This window comes from Arthrobacter sp. zg-Y1116 (assembly GCF_024385485.1).
Taxonomy (GTDB): domain Bacteria; phylum Actinomycetota; class Actinomycetes; order Actinomycetales; family Micrococcaceae; genus Arthrobacter_B.
Window position 1 is genome coordinate 695,080 of sequence record NZ_JANFLR010000004.1, and the last position, 15,177, is coordinate 710,256.

Genomic DNA, 15,177 nt, shown 5'->3' on the forward strand with positions numbered 1-15,177 from the left:
ATTTGTCGGTTCACTGGCCTACCATGGAAAGTACGTTCCAATAAGGAGATTATGACGATCAACAACTCCCGTCCTGTGAATTCGACGGACAGTTCCACACCCGAACTGAGTCCTTCGGATATCCAGGGTGTCATCGACAGGATTCTCGCCAAGGACAGCGCGGTCGAAGCGAAGGCCCCCGGCGACAAGCAGCGAGGCCGCGCCCTCGCGCTCTCCGACAGCGATAGCGGGCATTCCGTCCACGACGGCGAGCAGCAGGACCTGGAGGAACGCCGCGCACTGCGCCGCGTTGCCGGGCTTTCCACCGAACTCGAGGACGTTACCGAGGTCGAATACCGCCAGCTGCGGCTGGAACGGGTTGTCCTTGCCGGGCTCTGGAGCGAGGGCACTGCTGCCGACGCCGAAAACTCGTTGAAGGAACTGGCCGCACTGGCTGAGACTGCGGGATCCGAAGTCCTGGACGGCATCATCCAGCGCCGGCTCAAGCCGGACCCCGGCACCTTCCTCGGGTCCGGCAAGGCCCAGGAACTCAAGGACATTGTGACGGCCACCGGTGCAGACACGGTCATCGTGGACAGTGAGCTGGCTCCGTCCCAGCGCCGCGGGCTGGAAGACATCGTCAAGGTCAAGGTCATCGACCGGACAGCGCTGATCCTGGACATCTTCGCCCAGCATGCCAAGTCCCGCGAGGGCAAGGCCCAGGTGGAACTGGCGCAGCTGGAATACCTGCTGCCGCGCCTGCGTGGCTGGGGCGAATCGATGTCCCGGCAGGCAGGCGGCCAGGTCGGCAGCGCCAGCGCGGGCATGGGTTCGCGCGGCCCCGGTGAAACCAAGATCGAATTGGACCGCCGGAAGATCCGCACGCGGATGGCCAAGCTCCGCCGCGAAATCGCGGGCATGAAGCCGGCGCGCGAAACCAAGCGGGCCAACCGGCACCGCAACTCCGTGCCCTCCGTCGCCATTGCCGGCTACACCAATGCAGGAAAGTCCTCGCTGCTGAACCGGCTCACCGATGCCGGGGTACTGGTGGAGAACGCACTGTTCGCCACCCTGGATCCCACCATCCGCAAGGCCCAGACCGAAGACGGAATCGGCTACACGCTCGCTGACACCGTGGGGTTTGTCCGGTCGCTGCCCACCCAGCTGGTGGAAGCCTTCCGCTCCACCCTGGAGGAAGTAGCCGACGCAGACCTGATCCTGCACGTGGTTGACGCTTCGCACCCGGACCCGGAGGGCCAGATCGCGGCCGTCCGGACCGTCCTCACCGAAGTCGACGCCCGCAAGGTGCCCGAAATCATCGTGCTGAACAAGGCCGACGCAGCGGATCCGTTCGTGCTTGAGCGGCTGCGCCAGCGCGAGCCCCGGCACGTGGTCGTCTCGGCCCGCACGGGCGAGGGCATCCCCGAGCTGCTGCAGGCGATTTCCGAGGGCATTCCGCGCCCCGGCGTGGACCTGGAACTCCTGGTGCCCTACGAGCGCGGCGACATCGTCTCGCGCCTGCACCAGGAAGACGCCGAGATCCTCTCCGTGGAGCACGGCGAAGCCGGTACCCAGCTGCATGTGAAGGTTCGTGAAGGGCTGGCAGCAGAGCTGGAGCAGTTCGTGACCCATGGGTAGGAAAGCGCCACAGGGGCCGGACCAGGTCCTGGATCTGCTTGACACTGCGGTGGCGGCCATGGGCGGGCAGAACCGGCCCGGCCAGCACGAGATGGCCCGGCAGGTGGCCGAGGCCATCGAGTCCGGCGACCACCTGCTGGTGCAGGCGGGAACGGGTACGGGCAAGTCGCTTGCCTACCTGGTCCCGCTGATTGCGCACGCCTTGGAAAGCAGCAAACCCGCGCTGGTCTCCACTGCCACGTTGGCCCTGCAGTCCCAGATCGTCGGGCGTGACCTCCCGCGCCTGCTGAAGACCCTGGAACCGAAGCTTCCGCGGGAGGTGGATGTTGCCCTGCTCAAGGGCCGCAGCAACTACGTCTGCGTCCACAAGACCGGCGGCGGATTCCCCGAGGAAGACGAAGCCGGAACACTGTTCCTGCTTGGTGACGAGCAGGCTGTCTCCCATCCCGCTCCCGCCGGCGGGCCCACCTCCGCCCTGGGGCGCGACGTCGTCCGCCTGCAGGAATGGGCGCAGGAAACGGAAACCGGTGACCGGGATGAGTTGCTTCCCGGCGTCAGCGACCGTGCCTGGCGTCAGGTGTCCGTCACCTCCATGGAGTGCCTGGGGGCGCAGAAGTGCCCGGTGGCGGAGGCCTGTTTCAGCGAACGGGCACGGGCCAAGGCCGCCGTCGCCGATCTGGTGATCACCAACCACGCGATGCTGGCCATCAGTGCGTTCGAGGGACTGGCCGTCCTGCCGGACTATGACGTAGTGGTGATCGATGAGGCCCACGAGCTGCAGGACCGGGTTACCGGAGCGGTTACCGGACAACTCTCCGGAACAGTCATTGCCGCGGCGGTCTCCGCAGCACGCAAACACACGTCCGCCACCATGGAGCCGCTTGCCGCTGCCGGCCGGGCCTTCGACTCGGTGTTTGCCCCGGTGCCCTCCGGCCTGCTGGCCGCGGGGCTGTCCGAAGACCAGGAGCTGGTCCTGGGATCCGTGCGTGAAGCCTGCCGCACGGCGCTGTCCGACTCCAAGCCCGAAGGCTCCGACGCCGTCGACGGCGGCCGCCAGATGGCACGCTCGCGCCTGATGGCTGTCCTGGAACTGTGCGAACGGATCCTTGACGCAGTGAATTCAGGGGAGGTGCTGTGGGCGTCGCGTGCCAGCACCTTCTCGCCGGGCACCGGCTACACCGCCCCGGAAGAAGACGCACCACCCACCATCAACGTTGCACCGCTGTCCGTGGCCGGCCGGCTGCGCGAAGGCCTGTTCGACGGGCACACCGTGGTGCTGACCTCGGCCACCCTCGCCATCGGGGCGGAGTTCGGCCCGGTGGCCGGAGCCCTGGGGCTGCTGGGTGCCGGTGCACCGAAGTGGACGGGGACCGACGTCGGCAGCCCCTTCGACTACCCGCGGCAGGGTGTCCTGTACGTAGCCAAGGACCTGCCGAAACCGGGACGCGGCACCTCCCCGGAGCAGCTGGATGAACTGGAGGCGCTGATCAAGGCCTCAGGCGGCGGCGCCTTGGGGCTTTTCTCCTCCCGCCGTGCAGCGGAGGAAGCCGCGGAAGCCCTGCGGAAGCGGGTGGACTTTCCGATCCTCTGCCAAGGGGAATCCACCATGTCCGCCCTGGTCCAGCAGTTTGCCGACGAGGACGAGACCTGCCTGTTCGGCACCATGTCCCTCTGGCAGGGCGTGGACGTCCCCGGCGCCTCCTGCCGGCTGGTCATCATTGACCGGATTCCGTTCCCGCGCCCGGACGATCCGTTGATGACCGCCCGCACCCGGGCGGTTGCCAAGGCCGGGGGCAACGGCTTCATGAGCGTCTCGGCCACCCACGCAGCCGTCCGGCTCGCCCAGGGTGCCGGCCGGCTGATCCGCGCCTCCGGGGATAAGGGAGTGGTGGCTGTGCTTGACTCACGCCTGGCAACCGCGCGCTACGGCAGTTTCCTGCGGGCCGCCCTGCCGCCGTTCTGGTCCACCACCGACCGTTCCGTGGTGCTTCAGGCACTGAAGCGGCTCGCCGCGGAACCCGCGGGCGCGAAGAAGTAAACTCCGCCCGGGAAAGGGGATCCCGGGAAGCAAAAAACAGCGCTGCCGTGTACCGGCGGCGCTGCTTTTGCATGGTCCTTTTTCACGTCCGGCCAGGACGGTCAGCTTGTGCCTAGAGCGAACGCATCACCGAGACGACTTTGCCCATAATGGTGGCTTCGTCACCGAGGATCGGCTCGTAGCGGGTGTTCTGGGGCAGCAGCCAGGTGTGTCCGTTGCGCTGCCGGAAGGTCTTCACGGTTGCCTCGTCTTCGAGCAGGGCCGCGACAATGTCACCGTTTTCGGCGGTGGGCTGGCGGCGGACAACCACCCAGTCACCGTCGCAGATGGCCGCATCCACCATGGAATCGCCCGCCACGCGAAGCATAAACAGGTCGCCGTGACCTACGAGCTGGCGCGGAAGGGGGACCATCTCTTCGACCTGCTGGTCGGCCAGGATGGGTCCGCCTGCGGCGATCCGCCCGACCAGCGGAACCATCGCGGTGTCGATTGCGGTGGTGAGGTCGGAGACGCTGCCGGAACGTTGCGTGCGTGGGCTGCCGCCGCCGGAGCCGCCCTTTGCTGCACCCTCAGCAGCCTCCACGGTGTTCCCGTCGCCGCCCGCGTTGCCTTTGCCTCGGCGCACAGGAGCATCGCGGAGCAGAAGCGGAACCAGTATCTCCATGGCGCGCGGGCGCTTGGGGTCCCGGCGGATGTAGCCCAGCTTCTCCAACTGGCTCAGCTGGTGCGTAACGCTGGAAAGGCTGGCCAGCCCCACTATGTCGCCGATCTCCCGCATGGACGGGGGATAGCCGTTCGCGTTCACCGAACGCTGGATGGTCTCCAGGATCTTCGTCTGCCGGGCGGTAAGGCCCTTGGTACGTCCTGCCGGCGCGGGCGCGGCAGGGGAGGGGGTGCTGCCATTGGTAACACGGGCCACGTCGGCTTCCCTTCACAGTCGGCCCGTGGATGCGGGCCGGATGGTTCTAGCGGTGTATCTGGTTGGTGCTGCGGTGCTGCGGTGCTGCGTTGCTGAGGTGCTGCGGTGCGTTGATTCGATGCAGTGGTTGGATGCGGTGGTCTATCCCGCCAAGCCGTTTTGTCAGTGCCGGATGGTTAGTTGGTCCCAGCCGCTTCCAACAGGTTCAACGCTAGGGGAGCGCAGGCATATTTTCAAACATATATTCGAGCGAGTCTCGACAATGTTCGTAGATAAGTGCTAGAAATGTTCGAGTACAGCTTCGAACATATGTTCGACCCTGAGTAGAAAACGGTCCACCGACACCTCGGCGGACCCACCAGATGTTCGAATGCAGTTTCGAGCCACACTGTTTTCCCGGTGCTTTTTACGGGAGGCGGGGGAATCGGCGGAGCTGCTCTTCGGACCGGAAAGGTATTGACATGTCAGTACACGTACTTCCCCTCACTGCACAGAGCATCACTGCACAGAGCATCACCGGATCTTCCCCCGACCGGGCGGCCGGCCCCGCCCGCATGGCCACCACCGCGGACGCCCAGGCATCTGTCCCGCTGCGCCTGACTCGCCGTGGCCGGCTCGTCCTGGTCGGCGCCCCGCTGATGATCGTGGCCGCCGCACTGCTGGCCTTCATCGGATTCTTCACCGCACCGGCCATGGCCTCGGGGGACTCCCCGGAACAGACACGCACCATCCAGGTGGGTGTATCCGCCGGGGATTCACTGTGGTCGCTCGCCACCGAGTTCGCTCCGGACCGGGATCCCCGCACCGTGGTCGCCGACATCGTGGAACTCAACAACCTGGCGGACGCCACCGTCCCTGCCGGCAGCCAGATTTATATCCCGGTCTCACGCTGATCCACCGGCCAGCGCGCTCCGGTGATCCTTACCTGCGTGCCCGTAACAGAGGGGTGCTGGAAGTCCCTCAAATACAACGTCACCGCAGTCCGTCCTAAGCTGTAGAAGTGAACGAACAGCTGGAAAACCTGAACAGACTTCCCCTGCGCGATGATCTGCGGGGCCTGACCCCGTACGGCGCCCCTCAGCTGGATGTGCCCATCCTGCTGAACGTCAACGAAAATACCCACGGACTTCCGGAGCATGTGCGCCGGGCCATTCTGGCCGAGATTGAATCAGTGGTCGCCGGCCTGAACCGATATCCCGACCGCGAATTCACCCTGCTGCGGGAAAACCTGGCCAAATATCTCGGCCACGGACTGGCTGCGGAGAATATCTGGGCCGGGAACGGTTCCAACGAGGTTCTCCAGCAGATCCTGCAGGCGTTCGGCGGACCCGGGCGGACGGCCATGAGCTTCCCGCCCACCTACTCCATGTACCCGCTGCTCGCCAGCGGCACCGGCACCGCGTACGTCACCGGCTCGCGGGAGCGGGACTTCTCCCTGACCCCCGAATCGGCTGCGGAGCAGATCCGGGCGCAGGCACCCAATATCGTGATCCTGTGCACCCCGAACAATCCCACGGGTACCGCCCTGGAACTGGACGTGATCGAAGCCGCCTATGAAGCGGGAGAAGCTTCGAACGCCATCGTCGTCGTTGATGAGGCGTATGCAGAGTTTTCCCACGCCGATACCCCCAGTGCGCTGCAGCTGCTCCCTGGCCGGGAGCGGCTGATTATCTCCCGGACCATGTCGAAGGCCTTCGCACTCGCCGGGGCCCGGATCGGCTACCTTGCCGCAGCGCCGCAGATTGCGGACGCCCTGCGGCTGGTCCGCCTGCCCTACCACCTCTCCGCCATCACTCAGGCGACGGCGAATGCTGCCCTCACGCACGCCGATGCGCTCCTCTCCAATGTGGAAGACATCAAGGGCCAGCGGGACCGCATCGTGAAAGAACTGCGTGCGCTCGGACTGGAACCGGCGCCGTCGGACGCCAATTTCGTGCTGTTCAGCGGTATGGAGAATCCCCGGGCGGTATGGGAAGGCCTGCTCGAAGCCGGGGTCCTCGTCCGTGACATCGGCATCGAGGGCCACCTGAGGGTCACCGCCGGCACCGAAGCCGAAACCACTGCGTTCCTGACGCGGCTGCGGGAACTGCTCGCTGCCTGAGCGGAAGCCGGGCACCCAGGATGACCCCGGTTTCAGTGAGTCGGGGCGTTCGGGACTAAACTGATGACCTGCCGGGGCTTTGCCTATTGCCCCGCTTCCAATCTTCGTGAAGGAACCCCATGACTGTGGAGACCGCCACCGGACGCACCGCCCGCCTTGAGCGGACCACCAGCGAATCGTCTGTCTTCGTCGAGCTGGACCTGGACGGCACCGGCCGCGCCGATATCAGCACCTCGGTGCCGTTCTATGACCACATGCTGACGGCGCTGGCCAAGCACTCGCTGATGGACCTCACCGTCCGGGCCACCGGCGACACCCACATCGACGTCCACCACACGGTCGAGGACGTCGCGATCAGCATCGGCGAGGCGCTGAAGACTGCCCTGGGCACCAAGGCCGGCATCCGCCGCTTCGGCGAAGCCACGGTACCCTTGGACGAGGCGCTGGCAAACGCCGTCGTCGATATTTCCGGGCGTCCCTACCTGGTGCACTCCGGGGAACCCGCCGGCCAGGAATACCACCTGATCGGCGGACACTTCACCGGATCCCTGACCCGCCACGTGTTCGAAGCCATCACCCTGCACGCCCAGATCTGCCTTCACATGCGGGTCCTTGGCGGACGCGATCCGCACCACATCGTCGAGGCCCAGTTCAAGGCCTTCGCCCGCGCCCTGCGTGCAGCCGTCGAATCCGATCCGCGCGTCGAGGGCATCCCCTCCACAAAGGGAGCACTGTGAGTCCCCGCAACGTCACTGTCCTGGACTACGGATCCGGCAACATCCGGTCGGCTGTCCGCGCCCTGGAGCACGCCGGCGCCAACGTCACGCTCAGCGCCAAGCCTGACGATGTGCTGAACGCCGATGGGTTGGTGGTGCCCGGTGTTGGAGCCTTCGCGGCGGTAATGCAGGGCCTCAAGGACGTGGACGCGATCCGCATGATCGGGCGCCGCGTAGCCGGCGGCCGGCCGGTCCTGGGTATCTGCGTAGGCCTGCAGGTCCTCTTTGACGAAGGCGTGGAACACGGTGTCCGGACCAAGGGGATGGGCGAATGGCCCGGCGTGGTCGAGCGGCTGGCCGCCGACGTCGTACCCCACATGGGCTGGAACACCGTGACTCCGCCCGAAGGATCGGCACTGTTTGAGGGCATCGAGAACGAGCGGTTCTACTTTGTACACAGCTACGGGGTGCAGAAATGGGACTTCGACGTCACCCAGCCGGCCATGCGCCCGCCGCAGGTGACCTGGGCGGACCACGGCGGCCCGTTCATCGCCGCGGTGGAGAACGGCGCCCTGTCGGCCACCCAGTTCCATCCGGAAAAGTCCGGTGACGCCGGTGCGGCGCTGCTGAACAACTGGCTGAAGACCCTGGGCTAGGCACCGATATGTGGAGCGTTATCCTCATGGGCCTGGCCGGACTGCTCATCGGAGGTGCGGTTTCCTTCCGCAGCCAGGGCATGTCCAAAATCATCGTTATCAGTTTCTGGGTCCTGGCCGGAATGGCCCTGCTGGGCGCGTACCTGCTGACCCTCGACCTCTCCTGACCCCACCACCGAAAGCATCCAAATGCCCTTCAGCGAAACCCCTGTCCTTGAACTGCTGCCCGCCGTAGACGTAGCGGACGGCCAAGCCGTGCGACTGGTGCAGGGCGAGGCAGGCAGCGAGACCAGCTACGGCGATCCGCTGGACGCAGCCCTGGCCTGGCAGAACGACGGCGCCGAATGGGTCCATCTCGTGGACCTCGACGCGGCGTTCGGGCGCGGCTCGAATCTCGACCTGCTCAGCCGTGTGGTGAAGTCCCTGGACATCAAGGTGGAACTGTCCGGCGGGATCCGGGACGACGAGTCGCTGGAAAAGGCACTGGAGCTCGGTGCCGCCCGGGTCAATCTGGGAACCGCGGCACTGGAGAACCCGGGGTGGACCGCCAGCGCCATTGCCCGCTACGGCCAGGCCATCGCCGTCGGCCTTGACGTGCGCGGCACCACCCTCGCCGCACGCGGCTGGACCCAGGAAGGCGGGGACCTCTGGGAGGTCCTGGCCCGGCTGGAAGAGGCCGGCTGTGCCCGCTACGTGGTTACCGATGTGACGAAGGACGGCACGCTGCGCGGACCCAACCTGGAACTGCTCCGCGAGGTACTGAAACGCACCGACCGTCCGGTGGTCGCCTCCGGCGGCATCTCCAGCCTCGATGACCTGGCCGCGCTCCGGGAACTGGTTCCGCTGGGGCTCGAGGGCACCATTGTTGGCAAGGCGCTCTACGCCGGCGCGTTCACTTTGCCCCAGGCCTTCGACGTCGCCGGGCACCCGGAACGCTAGGTATGGCAGCACGCGAACTACCGGGCCACATTGCGGCGGCCCTTGCCGGCGCCGGCGGCCCCACCGATTCGGCGGGCCGGCCGTGGTCCGGACGGGACCTGGCCGGCGAGGGAAACCCGCTGCACAACTTCGACTCAGACAACGGGCAGACCGACGCAGGGTACGCGGCGGCCCTGGCGAAACTGATTGCCGGGAGCGGAAGCGAAGCGGAAGTCGTAGCCTCCCTGGCCACGGCCCGCGTCTTCGTGCCGATCATCGCCGTGCTGGGGGAGGAAGCCGAATCCGACCACGGGCTGACCGCGGACAAGCAGGCCGATATGGCGCTTGTGACGCTCAACGCCCCGGACGGCCGCAAGGCGCTGCCGGTGTTCACCTCGGTGGACGCTTTGGAACACTGGCATCCCGAAGCCCGGCCGGTTGCGGTCTACGCCAACCGTGCCGCACTCTCAGCCGTCGCCGAAGACGCCCAGCTGCTGGTTATCGACCCGGGAGCCGAGTTCACCTTCGTGGTGCGGCGCCCGGCCATGTGGGCCCTGGCCCGGCAACAGGAGTGGGTGCCCTCCTATGCCGACGCCGGCCTCGTCGCGGCGGCCGAAGCCGCCGCCGGGCCGGACCCGCGGATCCTGGCCGTCACCCTCCAACAGGGGCCGGGGACCGCGTCGCGGACCGCCGCCGGTACTCCGGTGGCCGGGGGAGGGGCCGGTCCTGAGCTTAGAATGGTGCTTCAGCTAGCGCCCGGACTTGATCCGCAGGACGTTTCTGCCCTGGCGGCCGGACTGCAGCAGCGCCTGACTGCCAACCCCGAGTTTGTTGAGCGCGTGGATTCACTTGACCTGAAGATCACGCGCTGACCCGTCCGGCGTAGCCGCCAGAAGAGAACTGCCGTGAATTTTGGCCTGTACCGCGAGATGCTGCGGATAGCTCCTATCCGCCGTGTCCTGCTCATCGGGATGATCGCCCGTTTCCCGCATTCCGCCGCCGGCGTGCTGCTGACCCTGCACGTGGTCAACACCATGGACAAGGGCTACGCGGCCGCCGGCGCGGTAGCCGCCGTCGTCACCATCGGCATCGCAGTGGGTGCCCCCTGGCGGGGCCGCCGCGTGGACACCGTGGGCCTGAGGCGTGCCCTGATTCCCTCGGTTATTGCCGAAGCTGTCATCTGGAGCCTTGCTCCGCACGCCAGCTTCGAATGGCTGCTGGTTCTGGCGCTGATCGGCGGTGTGTTCACGCTTCCGGTCTTCAGCGTGGTGCGGCAGTCGCTGGGCGTCCTGGCCACCGGCGAACAGCGGCGCACCGCGTTTGCGCTGGATTCCATCGCCACCGAGCTTATTTTCATGATGGGCCCTGCCCTGGGCGCGGTAATAGCAACGCGCTCGTCCGTCATCGGACTGACCGCAGTAGGGGTGTCCGCCGCAGTAGCGGGACTGCTGCTGATCTGGTTCAACCCGCCCACCCGGACCGCGGAACCCCGGAACGCCGTGACCGCCGCAGACGAGCAGGATGCCGCTGCGGCCGCCGCGGTCGCCGTGGCCCCGGCAAACGTGCAGGAAGCACCGATGGAGCTCACCGGTGCGGGGCTGCCGGACGGGCCGCAGAACCTGTTCGGCAGGCTGCGAAACGGCCTCGCGGGGAACTTCGGCTGGTTCACCCCGAGCGTGGCCGTGGTCTTTGCCGTCGCCGTCGGCGCCGGCCTGCTGCTGTCGAGCACCGACGTCGGCATGGTGGCGCTGGTGGAAGCAGGCGGAAACCCGTCAGAGGTCGGCATCGTGTTCGTGGCGTGGTGCGCAGCCTCCGCTGTCGGCGGGATTCTCTACGGTGCCATGAACCGGCGGATCTCGCCGATGCTGCTTCTGCTGGCCATGGCCGTCCTGACCATGCCGATGGCTTTTGCCACCAGCACCCTCAGCCTGGCGCTGCTTTCCATCCCCGCAGGCCTGCTCTGCGCACCGGTGCTGTCCTCGGCATCCGAGCGGGTTGCCGACCTCGTGTCGGAGGAACGGCGGGGCGAAGCGATGGGTTGGTACGGCTCGTCAATGACCGCCGGCACCGCACTGGGTGCGCCGGTGGCAGGCCTGGCCATCGACGTCATAGGCCCCTGGTCCGGCTTCCTGATGGCCGGCGGCGCCGCATCGGTGCTGGTGCTGGTGACGCTTACGGTCCGATGGTTCGCCCGGCGCACGGCTCCGGTCAGCTAGCTTCCGGGCACGAAAAAGCCCGAAGGGCCTGCCGCGGATTCCGCGGTACCGGCAGCTGCCGGCATCAGGCCCTTCGGGCATTCAATGGTGTGGGGGAGGAGGGAAGTCCTAGCTGACGGGACCGGTGAACTTTTCGCCCGGACCCTTGCCCGGGGCATCCTGGATAACGGAGGCTTCCCGGAAGGCCAGCTGCAGGGAACGCAGTCCATCGCGCAACGGACCGGCATGCTGGCTGCCGATCTCCGGAGCGGCGGCGGTGACGAAACCGGCAAGGGCGGTAATCAGCTTGCGGGCCTCGTCCAGGTCCTTGAGCTCCTCGGCGTCATCGCCTTCGGCCAGGCCGCACTTCACGGCTGCTGCGCTCATCAGGTGCACGGCCGCCGTCGTAATGACTTCGATGGCCGGCACCTCGGCGATGTCGCGCATCTGCTCGACGACTTCCTGCTGTGCTGCTGCCGCAGATTCGGACTCTGCTGATGTTCCCGGGAAGGAGTGGCGGGTTGCCTCGCCTGCCGGATTGCTCTGTGGGGTACTCATACTGGTAAGCTTGTCACAGACCGACTGGTTGTCGTTACTTTCAATGCCCATCACGGGCGGGATGAAAATCACACTTTCCTCCTGGAAGCCTACGGCGCCGGTATGCAAGCGGAGACCCCTCCCACCCGCGTCAGCCTGACCGCCCTCGTTGGCGGCAGAGTTGCCGGGTTCAGGTCGGCCCCGGACGGGCTGCAGTATTACTGCGGTTTATTCCGGGAGCTAACTGCCTTCGAACTGGCTTCGGAGCAGTTGCTGCCGACCCCCTACAGGGCCTTCGATTGCGCTTGCAATTGGAGGCCTTCTTCATTTGCAGGCGGTAGCCGTTTTGAAGAGCACAGGAGCTGCAACATTAGCGAGCCAAGAATCAATGATCGGATCCGCGTCCCCGAGGTGCGGCTGGTAGGTCCGGCAGGTGAGCAGGTCGGAGTGGTCCGGATTGAGGACGCGCTTCGTCTGGCTGCCGAGTCTGACCTGGATCTTGTTGAGGTAGCACCGCAGGCCAAGCCTCCGGTGTGCAAACTAATGGACTTCGGCAAGTACAAGTACGAAGCCGCCGTCAAGGCACGCGAAGCCCGGAAGAACCAGACGAACACCGTTCTGAAGGAAATCCGCTTCCGCCTGAAAATCGACACCCACGACTACGAAACCAAGCGCGGACACGCCATGCGCTTCCTGGCCGCCGGTGACAAGGTCAAGGCCATGATCCAGTTCCGTGGACGTGAACAGCAGCGCCCGGAAATGGGCATGAAGCTGCTGAACAAGTTCGCTGAGGATGTTGCCGAGGTGGGTGTGGTTGAGTCCACCCCGCGTATTGACGGCCGCAACATGGTTATGGTCATTGGGCCGGTGAAGAACAAGGCCGAGGCCAAGGCCGAAGCGCGACGGGCTACCCAGCGCGCCGACGCCAAGGCAGCGAACGAGGCAGTTCGAAACGGGGAGGCACCCGAACGGGTGAACACCTCGGAGAAGGCTGCTCCCATGACGCAGAGCCTCGCGGACCTGCTTCCGGATGGACTGCGTTTGGGTTCCTCCGCTGAAGCTGCCGACAAGGCCCGCGCCGAGCAGGAGCAGGCTGAAAAGGAACAGGCCGCAAAGCGGGCCAGGGCTGCAGCTGCCGAAAAGGCTGCAACCGAGGCACGCCGTGTGGCTGCAGCCAGCAAGCCGGCCGCAGTGCCTGCCGCTGAAGCTGCCGCTCCCGCCGCTCCCGCCGCTCCGGCGGAGCCCGCGAAGCCGGCAGAAGCAGCGAAGCCTGCCGCAGCGCCTAAGCCTGCAGCGGTTCCGAAGCCGACGGCGGCAAAGCCTGCGCCCAAGCCTGCAGCCCGGCCCAAGCCTGCCGCAGCACCGAAGCCTGCCGGCAAGCCGTCCTCCTCGCGGGGGACCACCGGCCAGAACAAGCCCGGAACTGCAGAGTAGTTTCACTGCACTGCGCCTCGTTCCGGCGTCCAGTAATAAGCCCTGGCACCCGCAAGGTGTCCGAAGCCCCGCGGGCCTGCCCGCGGAAACCTAAAGGAGATCGGTAGACATGCCGAAGATGAAGACCCACAGTGGCGCCAAGAAGCGCTTCAAGCTGACCGGTACCGGCAAGCTCAAGCGCCAGCAGGCTAACCGCCGCCACTACCTGGAGCACAAGCCCTCCACGCTGACCCGCCGCCTCGCCAACGACAAGCTCGTGGCACCGGCGGACGCCAAGGTCATCAAGAAGATGCTCGGCATCTAGCCAGTCCCCGATAGCCGTCCCGTCCGGGCCGGCATCACCCATCAAGCTTTCCCCGCCTGGGATCAACAGGTGCAGAGACTTTTTTGAAGTCGGGGAGATTTACCAAAAGGAGTACGCACGTGGCACGTGTGAAGCGGGCGCTTAACGCCCACAAGAAGCGTCGGGTTATTCTCGAGCGCGCCAAGGGTTACCGCGGACAGCGTTCGCGCCTGGTCCGTAAGGCCAAAGAGCAGCTGCTGCACTCGTTTGTGTACAGCTACGGTGACCGCCGCAAGCGTAAGGGCGACTTCCGCCGCCTGTGGATCCAGCGCATCAACGCTGCTTCCCGCGCCAACGGCCTGACCTACAACCGCCTGATCCAGGGCCTGAAGCTGGCAGAGATCCAGGTTGACCGCCGCATGCTGGCCGAACTGGCCGTCAATGACGCTGCCGCCTTCGCCGCACTGGTCCAGCTCGCCAAGGACGCACTGCCGTCCGACACCTCCGCTCCGGCCGTCGCGGCCGCTCCGGTTGCCAAGGCTGCCGCTCCCGCCGCCGCCGAAAAGCCGGCTGCTGCCGTTGCCTCCGCTCAGGGCGGCTTCAAGGCTTCCGAGGGCGACGCCCCGGAAGGCTTCGTTATCAAGGGCAACCTGGGTTCGGGCAAGTACCACGTCCCGGGTTCCACCTGGTACGAGCAGACCGTTGCCGAGTACTGGTTCAACTCCGTTGAAGCAGCCAAGGCTGCAGGCCTGGAGCCCGCTGGCGGAGAATCCCGCCAGAAGTTCCAGGGCTAAGTCGGTTCCTAAAAGCTGATGAACCTTGAAGGGCGCCCGCAGGCACCGCTTATGTCCAACCCCCGAGCCGATCGGGTCCGTGATGTAGCGAAGCTTGCCGGGCGCTCTTCGCGCTTAAAATCCGGCCGTTTCCTGGCCGAAGGGCCGCAGGCCGTGCGGGAGGCGCTTTCCGCGCACCGTGCGGCCGCGGTCGACGGCGGCCCCGCCGTCGTCCACGAGGTCTATGCCACAGAGGCCTGCCTGGACCGGCTGCCCGAGCTGGCCGATCTGGCCTCCGGCGTGACGCTCCGCCTGGCCACCGATGAAGTCCTGGCCGCCATGGCCGACACCGTTTCCCCGCAGGGCATCGTGGCGGTCTGCCACACCTCCACCGCCACTCTCGAGGAAGTCCTCGCCTCAGGGGCGAAGCTCGTTGCCGTGTTGTGCGAGGTGCGGGATCCGGGCAATGCGGGGACCGTGCTGCGCGCAGCGGATTCCGCCGGCGCCGACGCCGTAGTGCTCACGGCGTCCAGCGTGGACATCTACAACCCCAAAGCGGTGCGTTCCACCGCCGGGTCGCTCTTCCACCTGCCGGTGGTTACCGGCGCCGACTTCGCCGATGTCATCCACGCCCTGCATACCGCAGGCGTCACGGTCCTGGCCGCCGACGGCTACGGCAACGTCAACCTGGACCGGCTCCAGGACCTCAGCGCTGTGCGCCGCTTCGGCGGTGCCTCGGAGACCGGCAGTTCCCGCCCCGACGGGGCGGACGGATCCGCAGAGGCCGCCCTTCCGCAGCTCGAGCTGCCCACAGCGTGGCTGTTCGGTAACGAAGCCCAGGGCCTGTCCGATGCAGAGTTGGCCGCAGCCGACCACCGCGTGGCCGTCCCGCTCTACGGCCGGGCCGAGAGCCTGAACGTCGGGACCGCGGCAACCGTCTGCCTCTATGCCTCGGCCCGCGCGCAGAACAGGTAAACCGGCAGGTTCTGC

At 66.5% G+C, this 15,177-nt stretch carries 16 protein-coding genes; 14 read left to right on the forward strand and 2 right to left on the reverse strand.

The window, feature by feature from the left end:
- The first annotated feature begins 51 nt into the window (after nt 1-51).
- Together hflX and NNX34_RS14595 are read left to right on the forward strand one after the other, a co-directional pair.
- Nucleotides 52-1,617 (forward strand): GTPase HflX, encoded by a 1,566-nt coding sequence (gene hflX / locus NNX34_RS14590; protein ID WP_255767207.1) that lies wholly within the window; start codon nt 52-54, stop codon nt 1,615-1,617.
- On the forward strand, nt 1,610-3,655 hold the full coding sequence (locus NNX34_RS14595; RefSeq protein ID WP_255767208.1) for an ATP-dependent DNA helicase: 2,046 nt from the start codon (nt 1,610-1,612) through the stop codon (nt 3,653-3,655). The genes hflX and NNX34_RS14595 overlap by 8 nt, the downstream gene beginning before the upstream one ends.
- A 112-nt stretch (nt 3,656-3,767) precedes the next feature.
- Here the strand turns inward: NNX34_RS14595 and lexA are convergent, their stop codons facing one another.
- Nucleotides 3,768-4,574, reverse strand: a complete 807-nt coding sequence (gene lexA / locus NNX34_RS14600) for a transcriptional repressor LexA (protein ID WP_255767209.1) — start codon at nt 4,572-4,574, stop codon at nt 3,768-3,770.
- Nucleotides 4,575-5,035: 461 nt separating this feature from the next.
- On the opposite strand from lexA, the gene NNX34_RS14605 reads away from it, so the two are divergent.
- From NNX34_RS14605 to NNX34_RS14640, 8 genes are all read left to right on the forward strand, one after another.
- Nucleotides 5,036-5,467 (forward strand): LysM peptidoglycan-binding domain-containing protein, encoded by a 432-nt coding sequence (locus NNX34_RS14605; RefSeq protein WP_255767210.1) that lies wholly within the window; start codon nt 5,036-5,038, stop codon nt 5,465-5,467.
- Between the two features lie 107 nt (nt 5,468-5,574).
- Nucleotides 5,575-6,675 (forward strand): histidinol-phosphate transaminase, encoded by a 1,101-nt coding sequence (locus NNX34_RS14610; RefSeq protein ID WP_255767211.1) that lies wholly within the window; start codon nt 5,575-5,577, stop codon nt 6,673-6,675.
- Between the two features lie 119 nt (nt 6,676-6,794).
- On the forward strand, nt 6,795-7,412 hold the full coding sequence (gene hisB, locus NNX34_RS14615; protein ID WP_255767212.1) for an imidazoleglycerol-phosphate dehydratase HisB: 618 nt from the start codon (nt 6,795-6,797) through the stop codon (nt 7,410-7,412).
- A complete protein-coding gene (gene hisH, locus NNX34_RS14620) occupies nt 7,409-8,047 on the forward strand; it encodes an imidazole glycerol phosphate synthase subunit HisH (protein WP_255767213.1) in 639 nt (212 codons plus the stop codon). Before hisB ends, hisH begins: the two co-directional genes overlap by 4 nt.
- Nucleotides 8,048-8,055: 8 nt before the next feature.
- The gene (locus NNX34_RS14625; RefSeq protein ID WP_227924525.1) at nt 8,056-8,214 is read left to right on the forward strand and encodes a hypothetical protein; all 159 of its coding nucleotides are present in this window, start codon (nt 8,056-8,058) and stop codon (nt 8,212-8,214) included.
- A gap of 22 nt (nt 8,215-8,236) precedes the next feature.
- Nucleotides 8,237-8,986 (forward strand): bifunctional 1-(5-phosphoribosyl)-5-((5-phosphoribosylamino)methylideneamino)imidazole-4-carboxamide isomerase/phosphoribosylanthranilate isomerase PriA, encoded by a 750-nt coding sequence (gene priA / locus NNX34_RS14630; RefSeq protein WP_227924528.1) that lies wholly within the window; start codon nt 8,237-8,239, stop codon nt 8,984-8,986.
- A 2-nt stretch (nt 8,987-8,988) separates the two neighbouring features.
- Nucleotides 8,989-9,837 carry an SseB family protein gene (locus tag NNX34_RS14635; RefSeq protein ID WP_255767214.1) on the forward strand — a complete coding sequence of 283 codons (849 nt, stop codon included), beginning with the start codon at nt 8,989-8,991 and terminating at the stop codon, nt 9,835-9,837.
- 33 nt (nt 9,838-9,870) lie between these two features.
- Complete coding sequence (locus NNX34_RS14640; protein WP_255767215.1) at nt 9,871-11,181, forward strand: MFS transporter; 1,311 nt, start codon at nt 9,871-9,873, stop codon at nt 11,179-11,181.
- A 108-nt stretch (nt 11,182-11,289) separates the two neighbouring features.
- Here NNX34_RS14640 and NNX34_RS14645 read toward each other — a convergent pair whose 3' ends face one another.
- A complete protein-coding gene (locus NNX34_RS14645) occupies nt 11,290-11,718 on the reverse strand; it encodes a DUF1844 domain-containing protein (RefSeq protein WP_255767216.1) in 429 nt (142 codons plus the stop codon).
- Nucleotides 11,719-12,108: 390 nt separating this feature from the next.
- On the opposite strand from NNX34_RS14645, the gene infC reads away from it, so the two are divergent.
- The 4 genes from infC (at nt 12,109) to NNX34_RS14665 (ending at nt 15,162) form a co-directional block, all read left to right on the forward strand.
- On the forward strand, nt 12,109-13,131 hold the full coding sequence (infC, locus tag NNX34_RS14650; protein ID WP_370647280.1) for a translation initiation factor IF-3: 1,023 nt from the start codon (nt 12,109-12,111) through the stop codon (nt 13,129-13,131).
- A 109-nt stretch (nt 13,132-13,240) separates the two neighbouring features.
- Complete coding sequence (rpmI, locus tag NNX34_RS14655; protein ID WP_146363238.1) at nt 13,241-13,435, forward strand: 50S ribosomal protein L35; 195 nt, start codon at nt 13,241-13,243, stop codon at nt 13,433-13,435.
- Between the two features lie 119 nt (nt 13,436-13,554).
- On the forward strand, nt 13,555-14,208 hold the full coding sequence (gene rplT / locus NNX34_RS14660; protein ID WP_255767217.1) for a 50S ribosomal protein L20: 654 nt from the start codon (nt 13,555-13,557) through the stop codon (nt 14,206-14,208).
- A gap of 18 nt (nt 14,209-14,226) precedes the next feature.
- Complete coding sequence (locus NNX34_RS14665) at nt 14,227-15,162, forward strand: RNA methyltransferase (RefSeq protein WP_255767218.1); 936 nt, start codon at nt 14,227-14,229, stop codon at nt 15,160-15,162.
- The last annotated feature ends 15 nt before the right edge of the window (nt 15,163-15,177 follow it).

Excerpts from the sequence above, each read along its gene's own strand:
- hflX (WP_255767207.1), top strand. The coding sequence starts at position 52 with ATGACGATCAACAACTCCCGTCCTGTGAATTCGACGGACAGTTCCACA.
- NNX34_RS14595 (WP_255767208.1), top strand. The coding sequence starts at position 1,610 with ATGGGTAGGAAAGCGCCACAGGGGCCGGACCAGGTCCTGGATCTGCTT.
- NNX34_RS14605 (WP_255767210.1), top strand. The coding sequence starts at position 5,036 with ATGTCAGTACACGTACTTCCCCTCACTGCACAGAGCATCACTGCACAG.
- hisB (WP_255767212.1), top strand. The coding sequence starts at position 6,795 with ATGACTGTGGAGACCGCCACCGGACGCACCGCCCGCCTTGAGCGGACC.
- NNX34_RS14625 (WP_227924525.1), top strand. The coding sequence starts at position 8,056 with ATGTGGAGCGTTATCCTCATGGGCCTGGCCGGACTGCTCATCGGAGGT.
- priA (WP_227924528.1), top strand. The coding sequence starts at position 8,237 with ATGCCCTTCAGCGAAACCCCTGTCCTTGAACTGCTGCCCGCCGTAGAC.
- NNX34_RS14635 (WP_255767214.1), top strand. The coding sequence starts at position 8,989 with ATGGCAGCACGCGAACTACCGGGCCACATTGCGGCGGCCCTTGCCGGC.
- NNX34_RS14645 (WP_255767216.1), bottom strand. The coding sequence starts at position 11,718 with ATGAGTACCCCACAGAGCAATCCGGCAGGCGAGGCAACCCGCCACTCC.
- rpmI (WP_146363238.1), top strand. The coding sequence starts at position 13,241 with ATGCCGAAGATGAAGACCCACAGTGGCGCCAAGAAGCGCTTCAAGCTG.
- NNX34_RS14665 (WP_255767218.1), top strand. The coding sequence starts at position 14,227 with ATGAACCTTGAAGGGCGCCCGCAGGCACCGCTTATGTCCAACCCCCGA.